Annotated in this window: 21 protein-coding genes and 4 pseudogenes; 22 read left to right on the top strand and 3 right to left on the bottom strand. The window is 37.7% G+C overall.

Translation table 11 applies throughout. The annotated features are described in order from the left end of the window. Positions 1 to 106 precede the first annotated feature (106 nt). From ACQKMI_RS12160 to ACQKMI_RS12130, 7 genes and pseudogenes are all read left to right on the top strand, one after another. Entirely contained in the window at positions 107 to 3298 is a 3192-nt protein-coding gene (locus tag ACQKMI_RS12160) for a BTAD domain-containing putative transcriptional regulator (RefSeq protein ID WP_427489178.1), read from the top strand. 414 nt (positions 3299 to 3712) lie between these two features. Next, positions 3713 to 4531, top strand: coding sequence for an alpha/beta fold hydrolase (locus tag ACQKMI_RS12155; RefSeq protein WP_427489176.1), 819 nt, complete (start codon positions 3713 to 3715; stop codon positions 4529 to 4531). 140 nt (positions 4532 to 4671) lie between these two features. Further along, a complete protein-coding gene (locus ACQKMI_RS12150) occupies positions 4672 to 4956 on the top strand; it encodes a hypothetical protein (RefSeq protein ID WP_427489174.1) in 285 nt (94 codons plus the stop codon). 222 nt (positions 4957 to 5178) lie between these two features. Next, entirely contained in the window at positions 5179 to 5373 is a 195-nt protein-coding gene (locus ACQKMI_RS12145; RefSeq protein WP_427489172.1) for a hypothetical protein, read from the top strand. Continuing rightward, entirely contained in the window at positions 5370 to 5600 is a 231-nt protein-coding gene (tnpB, locus tag ACQKMI_RS12140; RefSeq protein WP_427489170.1) for an IS66 family insertion sequence element accessory protein TnpB, read from the top strand. The genes ACQKMI_RS12145 and tnpB overlap by 4 nt, the downstream gene beginning before the upstream one ends. Then, positions 5545 to 5793: pseudogene (locus tag ACQKMI_RS12135) on the top strand (transposase domain-containing protein); the annotation flags it as partial. The gene tnpB and the pseudogene ACQKMI_RS12135, both read left to right, overlap by 56 nt. An 83-nt stretch (positions 5794 to 5876) precedes the next feature. Continuing rightward, positions 5877 to 6164 (top strand): annotated as a pseudogene (locus ACQKMI_RS12130) (DDE-type integrase/transposase/recombinase); the annotation flags it as partial. A 206-nt stretch (positions 6165 to 6370) separates the two neighbouring features. Here ACQKMI_RS12130 and ACQKMI_RS12125 read toward each other — a convergent pair. Further along, positions 6371 to 7267, bottom strand: a complete 897-nt coding sequence (locus tag ACQKMI_RS12125) for a DegV family protein (RefSeq protein ID WP_323646460.1) — start codon at positions 7265 to 7267, stop codon at positions 6371 to 6373. A gap of 166 nt (positions 7268 to 7433) precedes the next feature. On the opposite strand from ACQKMI_RS12125, the pseudogene ACQKMI_RS12120 reads away from it, so the two are divergent. From ACQKMI_RS12120 to ACQKMI_RS12105, 4 genes and pseudogenes are all read left to right on the top strand, one after another. Beyond that, positions 7434 to 8022, top strand: a pseudogene (locus ACQKMI_RS12120) (IS66 family transposase); the annotation flags it as partial. Between the two features lie 66 nt (positions 8023 to 8088). Next, a complete protein-coding gene (locus ACQKMI_RS12115) occupies positions 8089 to 8538 on the top strand; it encodes a hypothetical protein (protein ID WP_427489168.1) in 450 nt (149 codons plus the stop codon). A 333-nt stretch (positions 8539 to 8871) separates the two neighbouring features. Further along, positions 8872 to 9423, top strand: coding sequence for a hypothetical protein (locus tag ACQKMI_RS12110; protein WP_427489166.1), 552 nt, complete (start codon positions 8872 to 8874; stop codon positions 9421 to 9423). A gap of 239 nt (positions 9424 to 9662) precedes the next feature. Beyond that, positions 9663 to 9926: a hypothetical protein gene (locus tag ACQKMI_RS12105; RefSeq protein WP_427489165.1), complete on the top strand. Its 264-nt coding sequence runs from the start codon at positions 9663 to 9665 to the stop codon at positions 9924 to 9926. Between the two features lie 173 nt (positions 9927 to 10099). On the opposite strand, the pseudogene ACQKMI_RS12100 reads toward ACQKMI_RS12105, so the two are convergent. After that, positions 10100 to 10516: pseudogene (locus tag ACQKMI_RS12100) on the bottom strand (transposase); the annotation flags it as partial. Between the two features lie 1236 nt (positions 10517 to 11752). Here ACQKMI_RS12100 and ACQKMI_RS12095 point away from each other — a divergent pair. Both ACQKMI_RS12095 and ACQKMI_RS12090 read left to right on the top strand, forming a co-directional pair. Next, complete coding sequence (locus ACQKMI_RS12095) at positions 11753 to 11884, top strand: hypothetical protein (RefSeq protein WP_427489163.1); 132 nt, start codon at positions 11753 to 11755, stop codon at positions 11882 to 11884. A 142-nt stretch (positions 11885 to 12026) separates the two neighbouring features. After that, complete coding sequence (locus ACQKMI_RS12090; protein ID WP_427489161.1) at positions 12027 to 12920, top strand: LysR substrate-binding domain-containing protein; 894 nt, start codon at positions 12027 to 12029, stop codon at positions 12918 to 12920. A 121-nt stretch (positions 12921 to 13041) separates the two neighbouring features. Here the strand turns inward: ACQKMI_RS12090 and ACQKMI_RS12085 are convergent, their stop codons facing one another. Further along, complete coding sequence (locus tag ACQKMI_RS12085) at positions 13042 to 14031, bottom strand: aldo/keto reductase family protein (protein ID WP_427489159.1); 990 nt, start codon at positions 14029 to 14031, stop codon at positions 13042 to 13044. Positions 14032 to 14417: 386 nt separating this feature from the next. Between ACQKMI_RS12085 and ACQKMI_RS12080 the strand changes: the two genes are divergently transcribed. The 9 genes from ACQKMI_RS12080 to ACQKMI_RS12040 all read left to right on the top strand — a co-directional run bounded on the left by ACQKMI_RS12080 (position 14418) and on the right by ACQKMI_RS12040 (position 23241). Further along, entirely contained in the window at positions 14418 to 15656 is a 1239-nt protein-coding gene (locus tag ACQKMI_RS12080) for a substrate-binding domain-containing protein (RefSeq protein ID WP_427489157.1), read from the top strand. 99 nt (positions 15657 to 15755) lie between these two features. Continuing rightward, a complete protein-coding gene (locus ACQKMI_RS12075; protein WP_427489155.1) occupies positions 15756 to 16532 on the top strand; it encodes an ABC transporter ATP-binding protein in 777 nt (258 codons plus the stop codon). Then, positions 16507 to 17214, top strand: coding sequence for an ABC transporter ATP-binding protein (locus tag ACQKMI_RS12070; protein WP_427489153.1), 708 nt, complete (start codon positions 16507 to 16509; stop codon positions 17212 to 17214). The genes ACQKMI_RS12075 and ACQKMI_RS12070 overlap by 26 nt, the downstream gene beginning before the upstream one ends. Positions 17215 to 17229: 15 nt before the next feature. Then, the gene (locus ACQKMI_RS12065) at positions 17230 to 18102 is read left to right on the top strand and encodes a branched-chain amino acid ABC transporter permease (protein WP_427489151.1); all 873 of its coding nucleotides are present in this window, start codon (positions 17230 to 17232) and stop codon (positions 18100 to 18102) included. Beyond that, positions 18099 to 19118 (top strand): branched-chain amino acid ABC transporter permease, encoded by a 1020-nt coding sequence (locus tag ACQKMI_RS12060; protein WP_427489149.1) that lies wholly within the window; start codon positions 18099 to 18101, stop codon positions 19116 to 19118. Before ACQKMI_RS12065 ends, ACQKMI_RS12060 begins: the two co-directional genes overlap by 4 nt. Next, positions 19115 to 20119, top strand: a complete 1005-nt coding sequence (locus ACQKMI_RS12055; protein ID WP_427489147.1) for a 3-oxoacyl-ACP synthase — start codon at positions 19115 to 19117, stop codon at positions 20117 to 20119. The genes ACQKMI_RS12060 and ACQKMI_RS12055 overlap by 4 nt, the downstream gene beginning before the upstream one ends. 12 nt (positions 20120 to 20131) lie before the next feature. After that, entirely contained in the window at positions 20132 to 21043 is a 912-nt protein-coding gene (locus tag ACQKMI_RS12050) for an alpha/beta fold hydrolase (protein WP_427489145.1), read from the top strand. Further along, positions 21027 to 21758, top strand: coding sequence for a 3-oxoacyl-ACP reductase FabG (gene fabG, locus ACQKMI_RS12045; RefSeq protein ID WP_427489143.1), 732 nt, complete (start codon positions 21027 to 21029; stop codon positions 21756 to 21758). The genes ACQKMI_RS12050 and fabG overlap by 17 nt, the downstream gene beginning before the upstream one ends. 16 nt (positions 21759 to 21774) lie before the next feature. After that, positions 21775 to 23241, top strand: a complete 1467-nt coding sequence (locus ACQKMI_RS12040) for a class I adenylate-forming enzyme family protein (RefSeq protein WP_427489141.1) — start codon at positions 21775 to 21777, stop codon at positions 23239 to 23241. Positions 23242 to 23288 lie beyond the last annotated feature (47 nt).

The following is a 23288-nucleotide window of genomic DNA, read 5'->3' as shown; positions in this document are numbered from 1 at the left end:
ATACAAGATCAACCCACGTTATTATGATGAGCTCATCATGTAAAAGATTTTAACTCTAAAGACTTGTAACCTTACATAACCAGTTGAATGGGGAGGTTATCACTAAATGACGACAGACATTATTATTCAATCAAAATGTATTCCACCGAGTCCGTCTAATCATTGTATTAGTAGAGCTACATTAATGAGAACATTAAAAAAAAGCCGAGACCATGCTTGCACACTTATTCATAGTGGAGCTGGGTATGGCAAAACAACAATCCTTACACAATTTCTACATGCACAATCATGCAAATTTTCCTGGTATAGTGTGTCGGAGGAAGATGATAATATATTGCCGTTTTTAAGGCATTTATTTTTTAGTATCACACGAATTGTTCCGGGCTTCGGCCAAGAATTTGATGCTTGGAATCAATTATCTCGTTTTCCGAAAATAGAAGAACTAAATCGTTGGTTTAAGCTGTTTGTCAATAGTTTATGTGAAATCGAAGGGCCGATTTTAATTGTCATTGACGATTACCATCTCGTTGACCATGAATTTCATATAAATTATGTGATGGAAAAAATAATTGAGTTTTCACCACCGAATGTTCACTTTATCATCGCCTCTAGAACGATGCCGAATTGGGATATTACGAGGAGATTAAAGCTACAAAAAAAATTACTCGTTCTTACAGAAGGAGAATTAGTCTTTTCCTCAGAGGAGATCGCTGTTTTTTTCGAGGATTATGCAGCAGTGCATTTAACAGAGGATGAAATATCTAAGGTTGTGGAAATTACAGAGGGATGGGCCATTAGTATTTCTTTATTAGCTGAGCAATGGAACAATGAGGCATTAGATCATTGGTTAAATATTTCTACCAATGATCTTTTCACTTATTTATCAGAGGAAGTTTATCTTAAAATGTCTACATTTGAGCAAGAGGTCTTATTAAAGCTGGCGATTTTCCCCACTTTCTCAGAAGAGTTTATTTCACAATTTTATAGTACGGAAATTGCACAGGCGTTAAAAATGTTTGTTCAGCGGCATTTATTTATTCAACCTATCACGAAGGATGGTTTATATCGTTTTCATGCCTTGTTCAGTCGATTTTTAGAGCTAAAGTGGCAACAACAAAATGCTTCACAGTATATTGCATTGCATAAACAAGCTGCATTGTATTATGTAAGACAAAACAATATACAAGCTGTTCTTCATCACGCATTTAAAACGAATGATCAGGATTTTTGTGGGGAGCAATTACAAAATCATGCTGAAAGTCTAGTACGTGCTGGCCAATTTGAGTGGTTATTAGAAAAGATAAACCGATTTACATCTGATAAAAAGTCGGAATATTATAAATTGTATTATTTTGAAGGTGAGTGCCACCGCTATCGTGCTTATTACGAAAAAGCGAAGCAGGCCTATGAACATTGTGCAAACATCGCTAAAAGTAAGAATGATTATCTCTTTATGACAAAAGCGCAGGCAGGTTTAGCACATATTTACCTCGACACAATCCAGCCAGCATTGGCAGAGCCGCATTTAAAAAAGGCTTTAGCGTTAGCGAATCATACTCCTTTAAACGGAGAGGAACTTCTCGAATTGCAACGTCAGTATGCTGAAAATCTAGTGAATTTAGGGAAAGCGAAAGGAGCGCAAATTTTCACCGATGAGGTTGCGTTGACGGAGGAAGTGCTACAAAGAGCAAATGTCGATGTTCGTATATTGTTAAGAACTGGGCAGCTACTAGAAGCAAAGGAATTGCTGACGAAGAGATTGGAATTACCGCCACAGCTTGTCGCGACACATAGAGAGAGTGAGCTGTTAGCATCTTTTGTCTATGCGCTATTAGGGCTGGGAAATGATGCTTGGTATGCCGCTCAGCATGGGATTCGTAGGGGATTACGAGAAAAATCGGTTTTTATTGAGGCTGTTGGCTATATTCGCAAAGCACATGCTTACCTACTAGTGGATTTTCCTGACTTTCAAGGAGCCTGCCAAGCTTATGAGAAAGCTCTTACATTAATGAATACCATTAATATTTCTCGCGTAAAAGCCGAGCCTTACATGGGACTAGCGATTGTCAAACATGCGCAAGGAGATATTATTTCAGCTAAAAAATATATAGCCCTTGGCTTACAGGAAACGGAGCAAGTACAAGACGCTTGGATGACAGCTCTAATATTAATTGCTGAGGTGAAAATCATTCTTTCTCAGCATGAATATGAACGAGCGCGACAATTATTAATGAAGGCACAGCAGTTATTTCACGACTGTGGCGATCAAAATGGTGCGATGCATGTACTATTCTTTCAATCTGTCATTGCCTTCAAAGAAAATAATCCGCAGCAATTCAATTATTATTTTCAGCAGTTTGCACAGTTATGCATTGCAAATGGCTATGACTACTTTTTACAAAGGAAAACTATTCTCGGTCCACCAAATAGGATGATTTTTTATGAGCTTTTACAATTTTGTAGAAAGTGTGATGGGGAAAATGCCGCTATTTTGACGATACGAAGCTATTTTCAAGTGGAAGACAATATCGTTTATCCGCATGAGGAAATGCAGGTGAATTTTTTAGGAAGTATTGATTTAATCAGAAATCATCGAAAGCTTGAGGATAAAGAATGGCAGCGCGATAAATCGAAGGAGCTCTTTGTCTATTTATATTGTCATCGCAATCGTTTTACGCCAAAAGAAGAGATTGCACAGGCATTATGGCCGGAGCGGAATGTTGATTCACTCGATCGAGATTTTAAAGTAGTCTTGAATACGTTATTAAAGGTTCTTGAGCCTAATAGAAATGCACGGCAAGAAAGTTTTTTCATACAGCGTAAAAATAACATGTATCAATTGCAGCATATTCAATTTCTTCAAATTGATGTCGAGCGTTTTCTCTATTTTTATGAATTAGGGATGGAGGAGTTCGATCCACAATTGTCAAATGAATGGTTGTATCTTGCTGAAACGAGCTATACGGATACACTTTATGCTGAAAAAAAGCAGTTAGATTGGCTTATGCAGGATCGTGAAAAGCTGCAGTCATTATATATTGAAGTACTGGAAAGATTAGCACAAAATGCGACGCGACAGCAAAATTATAAGCGAGCTATTTTGTATGCAGAAAGAATGATTCGTGAGGATGCCTTATGGGAAGAAGGCTATCGCTTATTAATGTATAGTTACTATCAATTGCAAAACCGTTCCCTCGCGCTAAAATGGTATGAAAAATGTGTGCAGCAATTAAAAAGAGAACTTAATACAACACCGATGGAATCGACGATGGTGGTTTATGATTTAATAATGAGTTAGTGTATACTATATAATTGGTTATTATTGGGGTATCACCATAACGTGGTGTTGATTTCCGTTCCGACTGGGCGCTTTGTTGCTGACGCTTCGCTTTCGCACAGAGCAAAGCTTCCTGGGGGCGTCAGATGAGCCGCTTCCCTCGCGATGCTCGCTCCAGGATCTCGGGCCAACAGATGTTTTCTGCGCGAAAGCGTAGTGCTAACGAAGCGGCAGCAGCACCGATGTTGGTCACGAAGGCGTTATCACAGGACGTGATGCTTTTAGCCTTCGTTCCTCTTTATCGCTAATCCCCAAGGAGTCGCCCAGTCTCCACTCCAATCAACCGGCTCTTCTAAGAAAAAAGCCATGGCAACTTTTGTTGAGCAATATATATATTAATCAATAATTTTTTCTAATAAAATTGGAGGAACTACTATGTCATTTTGTAAGGTAAGTAAGGCGAATATTTACTATGAAGTGATTGGAACTGGAACACCAATCATAATGCTCCATGGATATTCGCCAGATCATAGACTAATGAAGGGCTGTATGGAACCCGTTTTTGCAGAAAGGGCGGGCTGGAAACGAGTTTATATAGACCTTCCAGGAATGGGCAAAACGACAGACTATGAAAAAATCAATGACTCAGATGAAATGCTAGAGGCCGTAGTAGAACTAATACACACCTTACTACCAAACGAACGTTATTTATTGGTAGGAGAATCTTACGGTGGATATTTAGTCCGAGGAATGATGAGGGAGTTTCATGAACAAATTTTAGGTGCTGCGTTTATTTGTCCGTTGATTATCCCTGATAAAGAAGGTCGAACAGTACCAGAACAAAGTATTGTCTTGTCGGATAAAGAATTTTTATCGACATTAACGAAAGAGGAACTAGAAGACTTTAGATCGCATCTTGTTGTTTTAGATGAATATAATTGTCATCGATATACGAATGAAGTGTTAGCAGGGTGTGAAATCGCAAATATGGAGTTTTTAGAAAAAGTCCAGAAAAATTATCGTTTTTCTTTTGCTGTAGATGAACTTACTTTCGACAAGCCAAGTCTGTTCTTGGTAGGTAAACAAGATTCGATTGTTGGCTATAAGGACGCTTTTGCCATTTTAGATAAATTCCCTAGAGCGGCCTTCACAATTTTAGATATGGCCGGGCATAATTTGCAAATTGAACAAGCGAATTTGTTTAATAGCCTTATGTATGAATGGTTGGATAGGGTAGAGGAATTTGACGATTGAAATACATTTTTTAAAAAGGCTGTTTTCGTAAAGATTGTTGCTCTTTAACTAACGGCACAGTTTAGTTCAATAAAATAAGTGGAATGTTATATTTTGTTAAATGATATAATGTATGTATTACCTTATGGGGGTTTTTGTAGATGAACAAAAATTTAATGTCTTTTTCTATTATTTTCTTAGGATTCTGTATTCTTTTAGGTTCATGGTTTATATCGCAGTCTTTAACATCCGAACAAGTCAATAAAACAAAGGAAAAACAAACAAAGGAAGAACAATTCAGGTATGAGTTAATTTCGCCAAACGATAGTAATATCATTATATTTGATAAGCAAAGTGGGGAGTATTGGAGGAAGTATATTGAACCTAATGAGGGACCAACTGATTGGGAAAATCAAACTTCACCAATTTCTAAATCATTAAATTAAATGCGACTTTTATTGAACTCCCATGAAAGAATTTAATCATCTTTCATTTTCTGTGGTGAAGAGCTTATTATTGTACTAACGTGGCAGTTTAGTGCAACAAGGAGTACCTTCAAAATTATGGGGATTAACAACGCTAAGTGTAAGCCCGTAATCAAATAACGCATATAAATAACCAGGCATCTCCGGTACGATAAATGTATCAATTAGAGGAGGTGCTTCTTTATGTCAACTACCAAACTAACAATTGTCCCTGTGACACTAGATCCGATCACTGCCAACTCTTCATCAACAACTTCACCACAAAACTCTCCTGAGCCGAGCTGCATCATTAAAAAAACTAGTGCTGAAATTTCCTTCTTTAATGGCGTAGATGAGCGCATCATCCAAACGATCCTGAAGGAGTTGAATAATCAATGAAGCAAGATTTTACGAGCGTGCAGAACATCTACATTATTTGCGGTAAGACCGATATGCGTAAAGGTATTGACGGTCTCGCAGCACTCATTAAGGATTCTTTTAAACTTGATCCATATAGTGATTCCATCTTCTTATTTTCTGGAACGAGTAAAAACAGAGAAAAGCCAGTTCATACGACCAATCACATTTGGACGAATCGCATTTTCAGTCGGATTATTATCGATTAGTGAAGCAGGCGCTAAAGCGAATGCCATCTGTTTAAGTTTGGCTGAAACGGCAAAAGCAAACGGCATCGATTTCTATCAATACCTAGTGACGTTAATGACAGAATTGCCAAATTTACCGACTCACCAGCAGCCAGAGATTTTAAATAATTACATGCCTTGGTCGAAAAAAATCCAAGCCACATGTACAAACTAGCCATCTATCCGAAAAAAATTAGGATAGATGGCCATTCGTCGTGTGTACCGAAAAGGTGCGCTTTTTTTTATATTTTGGGCTTACTCTATATCGGAGAAAGTGTAGCGCAAACAATTGATTCTACACAAGATACGTCATTCGTTTTGGATACTTTATATCTATTACCTGATTTACCGCAAGTCTGCATCTTGCATAGCGATCAAGGCTCTATGTACACATCATATGCGTATCAAAAATCAGTCAAAGAAAAAGGAATTACCATAAGCATGTCCCGCAAAGGCACGCCCACTGATAATTCCCCAATTGAAACGTTCTATCTCGACGGAATCTACCGCACGACAAATGCGCATATGATTCAAATCGTCGAAGACTAAATTACCTATAATAACAATATCCGTATTCAAACAAAATTTAACAGCCAGTCCCCCATACCTGAATGAAAACACTGCTATCATTCAAAAAATAACGTTACATCTGCCAGTTTACTTAAGCTAAAATGCTCTCTGACTGTATAATAGTTGGTTTATAGGAATTTCGCAACTTCATGTACCTACAGTAATTTAGATTACAATTATGTTTATATAGTAACTAATTCAGCTTTCTTTTTCTTAAGTGGTGCAAGCTCTGGTAGACGTACCCAACTTAAACCAAGCGTTCCTTCACCTGCATGAACCGCTACACAAGCACTTAGTGGTAATACGGAGAAGTTTATGAGCGGATATTCGTTCTCTAAAGCTTTTTTCCAAGCGGTTGCGCCTTCTTCATCATTACAGTGAATAATTGCAACTTCAGGGATAATACTTTTTTCTAGATCTGTATTTAAAACATTTTGTACATATGTTTTAGCTCTAGTCGTAGCGCGTACTTTTTCTTTCATAACGGGCTTCCCATCTTCAAATGATATGACAACTTTAATATTCAACAAGTTACTTAAAAATGCTTGAGTCCCTGAAACTCGACCACTTTTATGTAATTGTGATAAGTTAGCCGGAATAAATGAAAGCTCACTGTTATCTGCCATCTCATTGATTCTTTCAACAATATAGCCAGGTTCAAAACCTTCACGCTCTAACTGCTGACCGAGTTTAATCATTTTCATCATCGGAAATGACCCGATTTTTGAATCCACTGGATATACTTCAAATTCAGCTTGACCAGCTGCTGTGAAAGTGCTTTGATAAGTGCCCGAAAGATGTTGAGAGGTATGAATTGCAATTGCACATGTATACCCTTGTTCTTTTAATGATTTATATAAGTCTACAACTTCACCAATAGCAGGTTGTGATGTCTTTGGATTTTTTTTAGCATTTCGTAGCTTTTCGTAAAACTGATCATGTGTCATATCAACAGTTTCGCGTAAAGCCCCTTCTTCGAACACTATATTAAGTGGTAATACGTGAATTTGATTGTCCTGTATGAACTTTTCATCTAACAATGCTGCTGTATCTGTAACCCATGCAATTTTCTTTCCCATTTAAAAGTAATCCCCTTCATCTATCGTAGAATATTATTCATTTTATCTTATGCAACTATACACAGATAAGATCATCATGAGTAGTGATATTTATAATACTGTATTTATTTTTTACAATCTTCGACATTATTTCGACAATAATTGCGATAAAAATAGCATTTTATAAGCATACGGTAAGCTATCTAATATTTCATTCGCTAATTGTTGGGCGCATATACGACGTTATTGGCTGAAAGCCGATAGCAAAAATGGGAAAATCGGCTTGGATTACTGTGATCAACTGTATCGCTTAGAACGGCAATATAAGCATCTCTCACCAGGAAAGCGTCGTAAAGCACAGCAAAAGCAATCAAAGCCGATTGTCGAAAAGTTTCAGGAATGGGTAGATAAATCGCCTTTCTTCGGAAAAAACACCTTAGATAAAGTTTCCAAAAACGCATTGAATCGTGTACATGGGTTAAAAGTTTCTCTGTTCGATGGTCGGATTGGTATTGATAATAATCCAGCTGAAAATCCGATTCGTCCAAATGTGATTGGCCGAATGAACTGGCGTTTTTCTGTGAGTGAAGCTGGTGCTAAAGCGAATGCACTGCTTGAGTCTGGCTGAAACAGCAAAAGCGAATGGTATCGATTTCTATCAATATTTAGATAAACTAATGATGGAGCTGCCGAATTTACCGATCCATCAGCAACCCCAAATTTTAAATAAATACATGCCTTGGTCGAAAAATATCCAAGCCACATGTGGAAAATAGCCATCTATTCGAAAAAAATAAACTAACGGAGCTGGTTAGTTAAATAAGAAAAAAAACTACAGCATATTGAAAAAACCACCTTATGGTGTAAAATTACACTATAAGGTGGTTTTTCCTTATCGATTTAATATGGGGGGGATATATAAATTGAAGAGGCTTATTATAGGTATGTTGTCTTTATTTCCAGTTCCTTTCTTATTTCATTTTTACGAATATAATAGTCATCTTGCTAGGCAACACGCTGATTTTTTGTTTCCGGTATTTCTAGTGTTCATAATTGTTGTAGGTATATCATCGAGAAACATTAAATTTCCTTTGTTCTTTGGCTTGAATTTTATTATGACCGTTATCTCTTTGATATTCGGCTATTTTTATATAGTTGATGATGGAGGTTGGTTTAAACCTTTTGGCAGAGATGCCGCCATTATATTTGTTTCAATTATTTATATTTTAGGGCAATTAATAATAAGAGTATTTAGCAAGCAAGGTCATACTAACAGCCAAAGTAATAAGTAAATATGAAACGAAAAGAAGTAATTCTTCGTTATGATGGATTGCTTTTTCATAGGCTGCTAACGGAGTAGTATTTCTGTAATATATAAACTGTTTAATTTTGCTAAATCAATAAAGTTTGTGAAAGAATGTACTTAAACTAATGGAGTGCTTTACTTGAAGATCATTGAGTTGCATATGCAGCTCTTTTTGCTTTAGGCTGTATTCGAAAAGATTGTTGTTAAACGAATGGGGGTCCCGTATTTAAAAGAGTATGGGATATTTTGGATTGTAGGAAAAGGCGACTAAAATAGTATAATTAAGCGTAATTTACTTATTTCGTAAGAGGTGCTGAGTTTGTTTAAAAAGAAAATATTAGTTGGACATTCAGAAGATACTGTCCAGGCAATTATCGAACACTTAGATAGAAGTAACGTTCCGTTTGAACTAGGCATCAAAGATATTTTAAGGCAACCGTCCGAAAGACTCCGCTCGAAAAAAAATAATGAAGTATACATAGTGTTTTATGCAGTCAAAGTTCGAAAAGAATATGCGGGACAAGTAGAAGCTATTGTTGAGCAGTATGTATCTCAAGAAGATGTGAAACAATGGTATAGAGTGTCGAAAAAGAATGATAGAAAATTAGAAAATAAGGAAGTATCGCTTTTTTCATTTGTGTCTTTTATAAACTATATAGCGATGCGAATCATCGGTCAAAGTAAGATTGATGGCGGGGGAATTCTTTCGTATATAGCTTGTGTGGTCATACTGATGACTGGTGCATTTTTGACGACAAAATGTTATAAGGAGATGCAAAAAAAATCGGGCTATTGGAGACTACAGATGATTATCGGTATTGGTATGATATTTTATGCCGTTTATTCTTTTATATCTATACTTCGATTTTAATTATTTCTTTTAGATAGAGAGATTGTTCCGGCGTCTAAAAAAAGCTTTTTGGTTTGCTCTTTTTCATTTACTTACATCGATATTTTCAAGGGAGCAACAATCTATAAGAAAACAGCCTTTCTTTATTTAACTTACGGGGCAGGTTAGTAAAAGATTTAAACTTTTTATTTTTACTTGTTTTAATAGTTTGGAGAGTAGCCTACAATTGTTTTTATATAAGTAGTTAGAAAGAGGTTTATATGTTTCAAAATAGAACGTTTATTGTAATATTACAAATAGTAATATTGTTATTTATATTATTATTATGCTGTGCTGGTATTGTTATAGGTGCTTTTATATCAAGTATTACGCGTAATGATGCACCTAATATGGAGCTAATTATAAATATAGTATCGATACCGATTTTATTATTCGGCAATAAAATTGTCCTACAAATAATGATCATATTCGTCATTATTATTATTGTTTTACTATATTTTCGATCAAGAAAGATGAAAAAATAATAAGAGGTTAAGCTACAAGTTAAAAAGTTTTCTTGTTCAACTAAACCAGCTAATAGATTGTCAATAAAAATCTTTTAAATTAAAAAACACTTCATGCTATACTAAAAAGCGCAACCCAAATAACCCTCCGAATTCAATTTGGAAGGTTTTTGTTGTATTTGAAAATGCTGTTACTACATGGTTTCTTGGAATGGTGTTTTCGTTTTTATAATCGCATAAATCCAGTGTGAAAGCTTATTAGCACAAGCAATAATAGCTACTTTATATGGTTTTCCTTCTTCGCGTTTTAAATCGTAGAAGGCTCGTAATCGTTTATTTCGTGCAATAGTCTCATCTGTTGTTTTCTTTTTACGGCTATCTCGAATGGAACAACGAACAGCTGTGTAAAGCATGTGGCGAAGCCTAGCCGAACCGCGTTTGGTAATGTGATTTTTCGTGCCTTTAAAGCGACCTGATTCAAACACACTTGGGTCTAGACCCGCAAAGGCTACTAACTTTTTTGGATGATTAAACCGGTCAATCTCCCCAATTTCTGAAAGTATCGTGGCTGCGATTTTTTCACCTATACCGGGAAGTGACTGGATTAATTCAAGTTATTTTAAATAGATATACAAAAGTGGGATTTTAAGTTTCATCACTATATTGAATGAATATCTGAAAGATAATGTTCAGCTTTACGTATAGGAAGGAGGAGCATAGTTTTGAAATTGATAGGATTAATCATTCTAGGTGGCTTATTTCTTCTTTTATTAAGTTTCATCTACATAATTATTAGTGTAGTGTTGCGAAATAAAAAAGAAAAGTAATTCTGGTTATTTTAATAGATTTGAATTATTTAATGGCTTCGCAAATATTGTGTTTTAGATGTTATGTTGGTTTATGTAATCAGAATTTTACTGCACAATATAAGGAAATTAATAAGTAGGGTTATCAACTACTTACTGCGAATATCAAAGAATTTGTGAAGAATCATACTTTAACTAACGGGGGCTTTCCTTGAAGAAAAAAGAGCTGTTTAGACAGCTCTTTTTTCTTATTGTACTCCCATGAAAGAGCTGGAATCATCTTTCATTTTCTGTGGTGAAGTGCTGATTTTTGCGCTTCATGGATGGCTAACGGGGCAGTTTAGTTGAAGAGTATTGTTTAACTTGTTGTTCAACAATCGGGCCATTTAATTGAATAACGTCCTTATAGAGGTTGAATAGTTATGTTAAAATTTAGATGTTTATTAAAGTATTAATTACTAAAGAAAAATGACTGGTTTATTGAGGAGGAGTATAATGCGCTTTCTTTTTTGGCTAAGTGTTGTAATCTCGGGAATTGTGAGTGTTGTCGGTTTTACATTCACTAATATGACTACTTCTTCTTTCGACCCCACAGGTGACAATTTTTTTGGAAACGGAAACCCAGGCTTAATGTTTGTTATGTTTCCGATGTTAATTATTCTTTATTTTTTCTTTGCAATGATGTTTGTTTTTGAAAAGTTACATGAACGTTTTTCAATGAAAAGGAAACTGTTTCAAGCATGCTATTCAGGGGCGTTTATGCTGATTTCAGGAATGACGATTTACCGAATCGTTTCATTTCGAAATGAAATCAATCCATATTTTGAATACGAAATGTCCTATTTAAACCCTTTTTCTAATCATTTATTTTTTAACTTCTGGACGTTTATAGCCTGCCTTTGTTTTTCAGGATTTTGCTCATTTTATTTCAAGAAAATAATGTGAAGAAATCTACTTAGGGGTACTTTAGTTAAATAACAATATTCAACAATCGGGCGCGATTATTGAATAAGCGTCGCTGTTCTTATTATATTTTCCTCATTGGAATCTATATCAATTTTTATAGTCTTAAGTTTTTCTTTAGTGACTTTCCCATCGTTATCCATTGTACGAATTATTGGCGTAATGAATATTGCGGAAGCATTAGTATTAAAGTTACTTATTATTGCTTGACCATTTGATTAATCCTCGGTTCCTTTTCCTAAACCAAAGAGCCGTAAAACATTAAAAGTATGGCTACGAAAATACTAGGCACTAAAATGAGTTTGGTATTAAAAGAATACCTTAATAGATTTAGTAGAAGGGATAGATGCAAATGGATATTAGGAAAATGCGATATTTCATAATGGTGGCAGAAGAATTGAATTTTAGTCGTGCAGCAGAACGACTTAGGATGGCGCAACCTCCTTTAAGCCAAGAAATTCGTAAATTAGAAGAAGAATTGGGCGTTCAACTTTTTCATCGAACGAAAAGAATGGTTGAACTTACAGATGCTGGAAAGATATTTTTAGAAGGATCTCAACAAACACTGCTTCAATTAGAAAGAACCATAAAAGAAACCCAACTCGCGGCTGAAGGGAAAATAGGGAGCTTAATAATTGGTTTTGTCGATTCCACAGAAATTGTTATAGAAGTTCTTAATAAATTTCGAGAACGCTTTCCTAAAATCCATCTTATATTACGTGAAATGACAACAGAGCAGCAATTAAAAGCACTTTATGAGAAACAAATTCATATTGGATTTATTCGTTCTAAACAGAACAACGGGATACTTTCTACTGAAGTTTGTTCGGAAGAATTTTTAAGATTGGTTTTACATCAAGATCACCCTTTCGCCTCATTGCCCGAAATACCACTCCGATTATTAATTGATGAACCATTTATTTTGTTTCCGCGTCATATGGGTCCAAATTTTTATGATTTAATTATTAGCTACTTTTGGGATCATGGTGTAAGTTTAAATGTTGTTCAAGAAGCTATTCAAATGCAAACGATTGTTAATTTAGTGGCAACCGGAATGGGAGTATCTGTCGTTCCATCGTCGGTGGAAAGTTATAAACATCCCGGGGTTATCTATAAAAAAATCCAAGAGGCTACACCAAAAGTAAATTTATATGTTGGTTGGAGAGAAGATGAAAAATCTGCAGTAGTAAATCATTTCTTAACAGTTGTTAGAGAGATGTATTCGATTTTGCAACTTAATCACTAATAATAAAAGCCCATCCTAATGGGATGGGCAATTAAAAATTAGCAAGGAAGAATTCTAATTTAACTTGAATTTTAAAGGAAGACTTAAAAGATATATATTTTTTGTAAAGTCACGTGCAAACTTAACCTGTTTTACTCGGATCGTACTCAACGAAACCTTCTAATACTTTGTCAATCTGATTCATTATTTCAATGTCTAGTTTGACACCAGATGCGAGCGCATTCTCTCTTACCTGTTCTGGGCTCGAGGCACCGATAATTGCTGAGGAAACGTTCTGGTTTTGTAGTACCCAAGCTACTGCGAGTTGAGCGAGGGTCAGATCAATCTCTTGTGCGATGGGGTTAAGCTTCTGAATAGCAGTGAGCACATTGTCGTTCATCCAACGTTGTGCAAGTTTATTAAAGAATGGTTTGCCAGCCGGAGAATTGGCACGCGAATGGGCTGGTACTGGTCTTTGGGGAAGGTATTTCCCTGTGAGAACACCTTGTGCGAGAGGTGACCATACTACTTGCCCAAGTCCCTCACGTTGACAGGTTGGTATAACATCGCTTTCGATAACTCTCCACAACATTGAATATTGGGGTTGGCTTGCGATGAATGGAATTTTCAATTCCCTTGAAAGTGCTGCACCACGGGTGATTTGTTCTGCTGTCCACTCACTTACACCGATATAAAGCACCTTACCTTGTCTTACAAGATCTGCGAAAGCTAACATCGTTTCTTCAAGAGGAGTAGTTGGGTCAAATCTGTGTGCGTAATAGACATCTATATAGTCTGTCTGTAACCGACGCAAAGATGCATGACAATTTTCTAGAATATGTTTTCGTGATAAACCCTTATCATTTTGCCCATTCCCAGTCGGATGGCACACCTTTGTACATAGTTCAATGCTCTCCCGGCGAATACCTTGTAAAGACCTGCCGAGTACTTCTTCAGCTTTAGTTTCAGAATAAACATCAGCAGTATCGAATGTTGTTATACCGACATCTAGTGCCGCTTTAACACACTCTTTTGCAGTATCCTCATCTACTTTACCCCCATGATTTATCCAGTTTCCGTATGCAATCTTGCTTATTGTTAATCCGCTATTGCCAAGTTTACTAAACTCCATTCCAGCCCCTCCTTTTAAAAGTGCTATCTTCATTATAAAAACCAGATTTCAATATGGATAATATATTATTACTAATGAATTAATATGAAATTTATATAAAACTGCTTTGCTGTCGTTGCAGAAAAAGCGGGGGATATCGATATTTTTCAAAAGTTGGGCGATAAACAATCAAAAGTTATCGATAAATCTCAAAAATGTCTCGATAAACTTCAAAAATGTTTCGATAAACCCCATCCCCGGAAAAAAAAACACTTTCGCCGCTGAAAAATGAGCTCCTCTAAAAAGAGAGCTCATTTATTGTAACTAATTTGTAACTGAAGTTTTATATAGTGTTTACATAGCACCGAAAGCGCTTTCTTTTAGTTCATTATGAAAGGGGATATGGGATGAAGAAGCATTGGTTGTTTGTGCTTTTATTTATGCTGACGATGTTGATGGCGGCTTGTAATTCGGATGAGACGAAGGATAGTTCAACTGGTAGTAAGTCTTCTGAGGACGATACAAAGGGGACTACGGAGGAAGGCGGCACAATAAAAATCGGTGTGCTTGCGTCATTGACGGGTGCTCTTGAATCGTATGGGAAACAAACACAGCGTGGCTTTGATTTAGGAATTGAATATGCGACTGGCGGCACGATGGAGGTTAACGGTAAGAAAATAGAAATTGTTTATGAAGATACAGAAACAAAGCCTGAGGTTGCGGTCCAAAAAGCGACAAAGCTCTTAGAAGATGACAAGGTTGATTTTTTAGTAGGTTCCTCAAGCTCTGGTGATACGCTTGCTGTTTTACCACTTGCGGAAGAGTACGAGAAGATTATGGTGGTGGAGCCTGCGGTAGCGGATAGTATTACGGGCTCTGAATTTAATAAATACATTTTCCGTACAGGTCGAAATTCTTCTCAGGATGCTTATGCAGCAGCGGCAGCAATCGCGGGAAAAGGTGTGAAAATTGCAACGTTCGCGCCGGATTATTCTTTTGGCTTGGATGGGGTAAAAGCCTTTAAGACAGCTGCGGAAAAGCTTGGCGCAGAAATTGTTTTAGAGGAATATGCAGATCCGGCAGCAACTGATTTTACATCCAATTTGCAAAAAGTAATTGATGCCAAACCAGATTATTTATTTGTTGTATGGGCTGGTGCAAACTCGCCGTGGAATCAAATTGCCGATTTAAAAATTCAAGAAAAGGGCATTAAAATTTCAACGGGTGCACCAGATATTATTGCATTAAAATTTATGAATCAATTAATTGGTATGGAAGGATTCTCTGTTTATTATAATACGTTACCACAAAATGATGTAAATAAATGGTTAGTTGAGGAACATAAAAAACGCTTTAATGAAGTTCCGGATTTATTTACGCCAGGAGGCATGTCTGCAGCCATCTCAATTGTAGATGCTCTGAAAAAATCAAATGGAGATACAGATTCAGAAAAACTGATCGGCATTATGGAAGGGATGTCATTTGAAACACCAAAAGGAACGATGACTTTCCGAAAAGAAGACCATCAAGCATTACAGTCGATGTATTCGATCCGTTTAGAAAAACAAGAAGGTGTAGATTATCCGGTACCGGTGCTAGTACGTGAGCTTAGCCCTGAAGAAACGGCCCCTCCGGTTATGAATTAGTGAAATTGGAGACAGATAGCTTTATTATTCTGTCTCTCTTCACCCACTTTCATATGAGAATGGGTGAAGAGAGATAGAAGTACTAGAAAGGAGAATACGATGGAACCCATTTTACGGACAGAAAACTTAACCATTCGTTTTGGCGGGCACACAGCTGTCGACCATGTGAATTTTAATATGCCAGAAAAGCATTTGAAGTCAATTATTGGACCAAATGGAGCTGGAAAAACAACCTTCTTTAATTTGATTAGTGGAGAGTTAAAGCCGACTACCGGGGATATCTATTTTAAGGGGCAATCACTCGCGCAAAAATCAGCAATTGAAAGAACACGCATGGGGCTAGGGCGATCTTTTCAAATTACGAATGTTTTCCCGAACTTGACAGTTTTAGAAAATGTCCGTTTGGCTGTGCAATCCAAGGAGAAAATTCGTTACCAATTATTTCGCCATTATAAAAGCTATAAGGCGATTACAGAAAAAGCGGAGGAGCTATTAACACTTGTTTTGCTTGACAATAAAAGAGATGCGCTCACGACAATGCTATCTCATGGAGAAAAGAGAAAGCTTGAGATTGCGATGCTGTTAGCACTTGATACGGAAATCCTTTTACTGGATGAACCAACGGCAGGCATGTCTTTAGAGGAGGTACCGACGATTTTAGAAGTGATTCGCACGATTAAAAATCAGGGTGATAAAACCATTCTCCTCATCGAGCACAAGATGGACATGATTCTAGATTTGTCGGACTCGATTATGGTGCTATTTAATGGGCAGCTTCTTGCAGATGGAACACCAGAGGACATCATGAAAAACGAAACCGTACAAAATGCATATTTAGGAGGTCTGTACGATGAACACCTTACTGAAATTAAATGATGTCCACACCTATATCGGGCAATACCATATTTTGCAGGGAGTTAATTTTGAGGCATTGGAGGGGCAAGTAAGTGTACTGCTTGGCAGAAATGGCGCAGGTAAAACGACTACTTTAAAAACGATTATGGGGTTAACGCCTGCTTCAAAGGGAGAGGTAGAATTTCGCTCACATTCTATTAAAAAAAACCCAACCTACAAAGTAGCGAAATTAGGAATCGGCTATGTACCTGAAAACCAAGGGATTTTTGCAGATTTAACGGTAGAGGAAAATATGAAAGTGGCAATGCGTAAAGAAGATACGGCTACTCTAGAGCGACAAAATTATGTGCTAGAGCTGTTTCCTGATTTAAAGAAATTTTGGAAGAAGGCTGGTGGCCATCTTTCGGGTGGTCAAAAACAAATGCTGGCCATGGCACGTGCATTTATCAATGATAGTAAGTTGATATTGATTGATGAGCCTTCGAAAGGATTAGCGCCCATTGTTGTAGAGAAAGTGATGGAGGCCATCGTTGAAATGAAAAAGCAAACGTCCATCGTTCTTGTAGAGCAAAACTTTATGATGGCGAGCCGAATTGGCGATACGTATACATTGATTGATGATGGCAGAACTGTTCACTCGGGCAAAATGCAAGATCTTATCCATCATGAAGAACTAAAAAGAAAATATCTTGGAATCGGATAAAGGTGGTGTACTTTATTGGAGCTTTTCGTCAATTTAGTCATTAATGGCCTTGCAACCGGCATGTTAATTTTTTTGTTGGCGGCTGGTCTGACGTTAATTTTTGGATTAATGGATGTTTTGAACTTTGCGCATGGTGGTTTATTTGTTTGGGGGGCTTATGCTGGGATCTTTACGTATATGTTCACAGAGAGCTTTCTCATTGGAATTGTAGGTGCCATCGTAACGGGAGCTTTATTGGGACTCATTACTGAAAAATTAATTATAACACCTGTGTACGGCAATCATATCCAGCAAATTTTAATTACATTAGGGTTGATGCTCGTGCTGCAGGAAATGATTAAAGTTGTTTTTGGTCCAAATGGTGTAGCAGTGAATACGCCGAGTTACTTATCAGGTAGCTGGGAAATTGGAGACGTTATTATCATAAAATATCGATTATTTATTATTGTTGTAGGTTTTATCATTTTTGGTATTTTCCAATACATGCTAAAGAAGACGAAAATCGGGCTTATCGTTCGGGCTGGTGTACAGGATAAAGAAATGGCACAGGCACTTGGTATTCATATAAAGCGAGTATTTTTATATGTCTTTATGGTTGGTGCGGCGCTAGCAGCACTTAGTGGTATGTTAATGGCTCCGTATTCAGGTGTCATCTATGCGGAAATGGGCATGGAGTATGCGATTTTAGGCTTTATCGTTGTCGTAATCGGAGGAATGGGTAGTTTTTCAGGCTCGCTATTGGCAGCTATATTAGTAGGTTTAGCAGGCAGCTTTATGGCTTATTATGTGCCAGTGTTATCGCTTGCGGTCAATATGATTTTAATGGCCATTGTTTTAATTTTCCGTCCACAAGGCTTATTTGCTATGAGAAAGGAGAGATCAACATGAAAATGGAGCTTTCATTGCAGCATCTATGTTTTTTCCTCATGTTAGCTATTTTAGTGCTTCTCCCTTTCGTCAATGATTCAAGGACGCTCATTATTTTATTAACGCAAATCTTTATTTTCGGTATTTTAGCGATGAGTTATGACATTCTCCTTGGTTATACAGGTATTGTGTCGTTCGGGCATGCGATGTTTTTTGGTATAGGTGCTTACACAACGGCTGTCATGCTGAAACAAATGGAGCCAACACTCTCAATATTTTTTTTATCGATCGTAGTCGGCATGTTGCTAGCAGGGTTCATTAGCTTTTTAGTAGGATTACTGACACTTCGATTAAAAAGTCATTTCTTTGCGATGCTGACATTAGCTTTTTCAGGACTATTTTTAGTGGTGGCAGAAAAATGGCGTTCTGTTACATACGGAAATGATGGCTTTACATTTAGAGCACCCGAAATATTTAGAGATCGAATGACGTTTTATTTCTTCGTGCTAGCATGCTTAGTCATTATTTTTATTGCGTTATATCGCTTCGTGAACTCGCCAACTGGTCGAATTTTAATTGCTGTTCGGGAAAATGAACAACGAACAAAATCATTAGGTTACAACACTTTGTACTATAAAGTGATTGCTTCAATTGTCGCAGGTACCGTTGCGAGCTTAGCAGGCTCCTTATATGCTATCTCACTCCGATTTGTTAATACGAGTGTGATGACAATGGACATTACGTTAGATGCATTATTAATGACGATTATTGGCGGTGTTGGCACATTAGTTGGACCATTACTAGGATCTGCTGTTATTGAATATGCACAGCATGCACTTTCAGGGTTAGCTCGTGATTATCCAATATTTGAACGTTGGATTATCTTTTTTGGGATTCTTTATATTTTAGCTGTTATCTTTTTCCCAAAAGGAATTATTGGATCACTGCGCATGATGTTTTGGAAATGGCGATTAAAGCACAAGGGAAAAGATCAATCATCGGTTGCCATGTCGCGGGAAAAGGAGCGATTTGAATGACTGTAGGCATTATAAGCACAGGACTCTATATTCCGAAAACGAAAATGACATCAAAAGAGATCGCGACGCTTTCCAATATTCCAGAGGATATTATTCGGCAAAAAATGGGTATTTATGAAAAGCCTATCCCTGGTGAGCACGATCATACGGTTCAAATGGGGATATGGGCCGCGCAGGACGCTATAGGCAAGGCTAGTATCGACCCGAAGGACATTGATGTTGTGATTTATATGGGAGAGGAGCATAAAGAGTATCCCTTGTGGACTGCTTCTATAAAAATGCAGGAGGAGCTAGGAGCCGTAAATGCTTGGGCATTCGATGTGCAATTAAGATGCGGCACGACCATTATGGCACTAAAGCTAGCGAAAAGCTTAATGGCGTCGGATGATTCCATTCATACCGTACTCCTAGCTGGTGGCTATAGAAACGTTGATTTTATCGATTACAGCAATCCTCGAACACGCTTTATGTACAATTTAGCAGCTGGTGGTGGCGCTATTCTTTTACAGAAAAACTATGACAAAAATCATTTATTAGAGGCGGATATTATGACGGATGGCTCGTTCTCAGAGGATGTCGTCGTGCCTGTCGGCGGTACAAAAAAACCTTTGACGCCTGATGATTTAGAAAATAATCTGTATCAGCTTGAAGTGATAGATCCAATTGGGATGAAGGAGCGCTTAGAGCAAAAATCTTTAAGCAATTTTTTGAAGGTAATTCGAACATCCTTGGCGAAAAGTGGATTCAATGAGGGCGATATTGGTTATTTAGCGATGCTTCACATGAAAAGATCGGCTCATGATTATATTTTATCTGAACTAGGGTTAAGGCAGGAGCAGTCCATATACTTACAAGAGTATGGTCATATCGGACAGATTGACCAAATCGTATCATTGCAGCTAGCGTTAGATGAAGGCCGTATCCGCGATGGAGACATCGTCACGCTTGTTAGTGCAGGGATTGGCTATGTATGGGGAGCTATTACGATTCAATGGGGATAAGGGGGAAATGCGATGTTAAAAACGGTTCAGCTATCAAATGGAGAAACGATTGCTTATCGCAAACGTCAAGGGGGAGAACGTGTTTTATTACTGATTCACGGTAATATGACATCCTCTAAACATTGGGACGTTCTAATCGACGCGTTGGATGAAAAATATACAATTTATGCAATGGATTTACGGGGATTCGGTGGTTCGTCTTATCATAAACCGATTTCCGCGATTAAAGATTTTAGTGATGATGTGAAGCTTTTTGTGGATGCCATTCGATTGCAACAGTTTGACATGATTGGCTGGTCAACGGGCGGAGCTGTATGTATGCAGTTTGTCGCTCAGTATCCAGGCTATTGTCAGCAGCTTATTTTACTAGCCTCGGCTTCTACGAGAGGCTATCCATTTTTCACGGATTTAGGTACTGGCAATCCAGCAGCATTCAAAAGGGCTTTTACCTATGAAGAAGTACTCGTTGATATATCTAAAACAAAATTAGTACAAGGCTTCTATGATTCGAAAAATGTGCAGGGCTTACAGTCGGTCTGGAACGCACTTATTTACACACATAAACAGCCTAGCCCAGAACACTATCAGAACTATGTAGAGGATATGCTGACGCAAAGAAATTTAGCCGAAGTTTATCATGCGTTAAACGTCTTCAATATAAGTGCAGTTGATCATGAGGTCACAAAAGGTACTCATGAGGTGCAACAGATCACTATTCCAGTTTTAGTGTTAAGAGGGGATCGTGATTACGTTATAACAGAAGGAATGAATGACGAGACAATGCTCGATTTAGGTGAAAATGCACAATTCGTTAGTTTAAAAGACTGCGGTCATTCCCCACTAATAGATGATTTACCACAGCTGACATCAGAAATTGAAGCTTTTTTAGAAATAGGAGGAAAAAAATATGCGTTTAAACAATAAAGTTGCCATTATTACGGGAGCTGCAAACGGGATTGGCTATGCTGCTGCTGAACGATTTATTGAAGAGGGTGCATTCGTTGTCATTGCTGATTTTAATGAGGATGCTGGTGTCTCAGCTGCCCAGCAATTAGGGAACCAGGCATTATTTGTGCAAGTAGACGTTGCGGATAGAGGAAGCGTCAAGAACTTAGTCGCAACAGTCATAGAGCAAATGGGCCGAGTCGATATTTTAGTGAACAATGCAGGTATTACACGTGATGCCATGTTAACAAAAATGACAGAAGACCAGTTTCACCAAGTGCTTGATGTGAATTTGACTGGCGTGTTTAATTGTACGCAGGAGGCCATTCCACATATGATTGCTGCCGGTGGGGGCAAAATTATTAATACATCTTCTGTTAGCGGTGTCTATGGCAATGTCGGCCAAACGAATTACGCTGCCACAAAGGCCGCTATTGTCGGCATGACAAAAACTTGGGCGAAGGAATTGGGGCGCAAGGGGATCAACGTTAATGCGGTGGCCCCTGGCTTTACAGAAACAGACATGGTGAAAAAAATGCCGGAGAATGTTCTGGCACAAATGCGCTCCATCGTGCCATTGCAAAGATTAGGAACACCTAGAGATATTGCTAATGCTTATTTATTTTTAGCATCTGATGAGGCTTCTTATGTCCACGGTCACACGCTTCAAGTGGATGGAGCAATTATGATGTGATAAGGGGGCTTTCAAGATGTTTGTAGAGCAATCCTGGATTTTAAAACGTGCATCGTTAACACCGACACGTCTAGCATTGGTGAACCTAGAAACTAAGGAGCAGTGGACTTATCAGCAATTAACAGAGGAAATTACAAAATGGAGTCATTTTTTGGAGCGCCAAAACTTGCGGGCAGGAAGTCGTGTTGCCGTATTTGCAAAAAATCATATCCAGCTTTTTGCTGTCTTATTCGCCTGTGGATTAAGAGGACTGATCTACGTCCCATTGAATTGGCGTATGAGCACGGAGGAATTACATGATATTTTAACGGATGCTACGCCTTCTATACTGCTTTACGATGAAACAATGAATTGTCCTATATGTTTAGAAAATATGCATTCTCTTCGTTTAGCTTGTGAAGAAGCTGTTCTCAACATTCGAGAAGTAGACCTGAATGATCCTTGGCTAATGATTTATACTGGGGGCACAACCGGCAAGGCAAAGGGTGTTGTCCTATCCTTTAATTCTGTGAATTGGAATGCAATTAATACGATTATTAGCTGGGGCTTGAGTGATAGTGATTGTACGTTAAATTATATGCCGTTGTTTCATACAGGAGGTTTGAATGCCCTCTGTATACCGCTATTAATGGCTGGCGGAACAGTGGTGATTGGTGATAAATTTGAGGCGGAAAACGCTCTACAGGCAATTAATCAGTATAAAACTACAATTTCACTTTTTGTGCCAACAATGTACCAAGCGATGATAGCGACAGATTACTTTAAGAAGAGTAGCTTCCCGTCCATGAACGTATTTTTATCAGGGGGGGCACCATGTCCTTATCCAATCTATGATGCATTTTTTAAGAAGGGACTATTTTTTAAAGAGGGCTATGGCTTAACAGAAGCGGGGCCCAATAATTTTTATATTTCCCGAGAAGCAGCCTGGTTGAAAAAAGGTGCCGTAGGGAAGAGTATGCAATTTAATGAAGCTAAAATTATTAATAGCGCTGGAGAAAGTTGTGCATCAAACGAAGTGGGAGAGCTATTGGTCAGAGGGAAGCATATGTTTCGATTTTATTGGAATAATCAGCAGGAGACTGAAAAGATCATGCATGAAGGCTGGTTGAAAACAGGTGACTTAGCCATGATGGATGAAGATGGTGACTTTTATATTGTCGGTCGCAGTAAAGAGATGATTATTTCTGGTGGGGAAAATGTGTACCCGCAAGAAGTAGAGCAATGTATTTTGCGCCATCAGCTAGTGCAAGAGGTAGCGGTGATTGGAGTAGCCGATGATTATTGGGGAGAAATCGTGGTGGCTGTTATCGTTTGTCAGGATCAGGATGAAACTATATTAGAGGAAATTAAAGAAATCTGTAGCAAGCATTTAGGTCGCTACAAAATCCCCAAAAAAATTATTGTCATCGATGAATTGCCAAAAACAAGTGTTGGGAAAATTGATAAAAAGGCATTACAAATGTATGCGAAAGCCGCAAAATAACAAAAAACGCTTGGAGATCCAAGCGTTTTTTAGCTCAATAAATGAAA

Source organism: Lysinibacillus sp. NPDC097214, from assembly GCF_050277945.1.
In the GTDB taxonomy this organism is placed as follows: Bacteria; Bacillota; Bacilli; order Bacillales_A; family Planococcaceae; genus Lysinibacillus; species Lysinibacillus xylanilyticus_B.
This window is presented reverse-complemented; position numbering and strand designations above follow the sequence as displayed.

Coding starts and splice junctions, on each gene's coding strand:
- ACQKMI_RS12050 (WP_427489145.1), top strand. CDS start 20,132: ATGTTAAAAACGGTTCAGCTATCAAATGGAGAAACGATTGCTTATCGC.
- ACQKMI_RS12160 (WP_427489178.1), top strand. CDS start 107: ATGACGACAGACATTATTATTCAATCAAAATGTATTCCACCGAGTCCG.
- fabG (WP_427489143.1), top strand. CDS start 21,027: ATGCGTTTAAACAATAAAGTTGCCATTATTACGGGAGCTGCAAACGGG.
- ACQKMI_RS12055 (WP_427489147.1), top strand. CDS start 19,115: ATGACTGTAGGCATTATAAGCACAGGACTCTATATTCCGAAAACGAAA.
- ACQKMI_RS12125 (WP_323646460.1), bottom strand. CDS start 7,267: ATGGGAAAGAAAATTGCATGGGTTACAGATACAGCAGCATTGTTAGAT.
- ACQKMI_RS12040 (WP_427489141.1), top strand. CDS start 21,775: ATGTTTGTAGAGCAATCCTGGATTTTAAAACGTGCATCGTTAACACCG.
- ACQKMI_RS12150 (WP_427489174.1), top strand. CDS start 4,672: ATGAACAAAAATTTAATGTCTTTTTCTATTATTTTCTTAGGATTCTGT.
- ACQKMI_RS12105 (WP_427489165.1), top strand. CDS start 9,663: ATGTTTCAAAATAGAACGTTTATTGTAATATTACAAATAGTAATATTG.
- ACQKMI_RS12090 (WP_427489161.1), top strand. CDS start 12,027: ATGGATATTAGGAAAATGCGATATTTCATAATGGTGGCAGAAGAATTG.
- ACQKMI_RS12085 (WP_427489159.1), bottom strand. CDS start 14,031: ATGGAGTTTAGTAAACTTGGCAATAGCGGATTAACAATAAGCAAGATT.
- tnpB (WP_427489170.1), top strand. CDS start 5,370: ATGAAGCAAGATTTTACGAGCGTGCAGAACATCTACATTATTTGCGGT.
- ACQKMI_RS12070 (WP_427489153.1), top strand. CDS start 16,507: ATGAACACCTTACTGAAATTAAATGATGTCCACACCTATATCGGGCAA.
- ACQKMI_RS12060 (WP_427489149.1), top strand. CDS start 18,099: ATGAAAATGGAGCTTTCATTGCAGCATCTATGTTTTTTCCTCATGTTA.
- ACQKMI_RS12075 (WP_427489155.1), top strand. CDS start 15,756: ATGGAACCCATTTTACGGACAGAAAACTTAACCATTCGTTTTGGCGGG.
- ACQKMI_RS12080 (WP_427489157.1), top strand. CDS start 14,418: ATGAAGAAGCATTGGTTGTTTGTGCTTTTATTTATGCTGACGATGTTG.
- ACQKMI_RS12155 (WP_427489176.1), top strand. CDS start 3,713: ATGTCATTTTGTAAGGTAAGTAAGGCGAATATTTACTATGAAGTGATT.
- ACQKMI_RS12145 (WP_427489172.1), top strand. CDS start 5,179: ATGTCAACTACCAAACTAACAATTGTCCCTGTGACACTAGATCCGATC.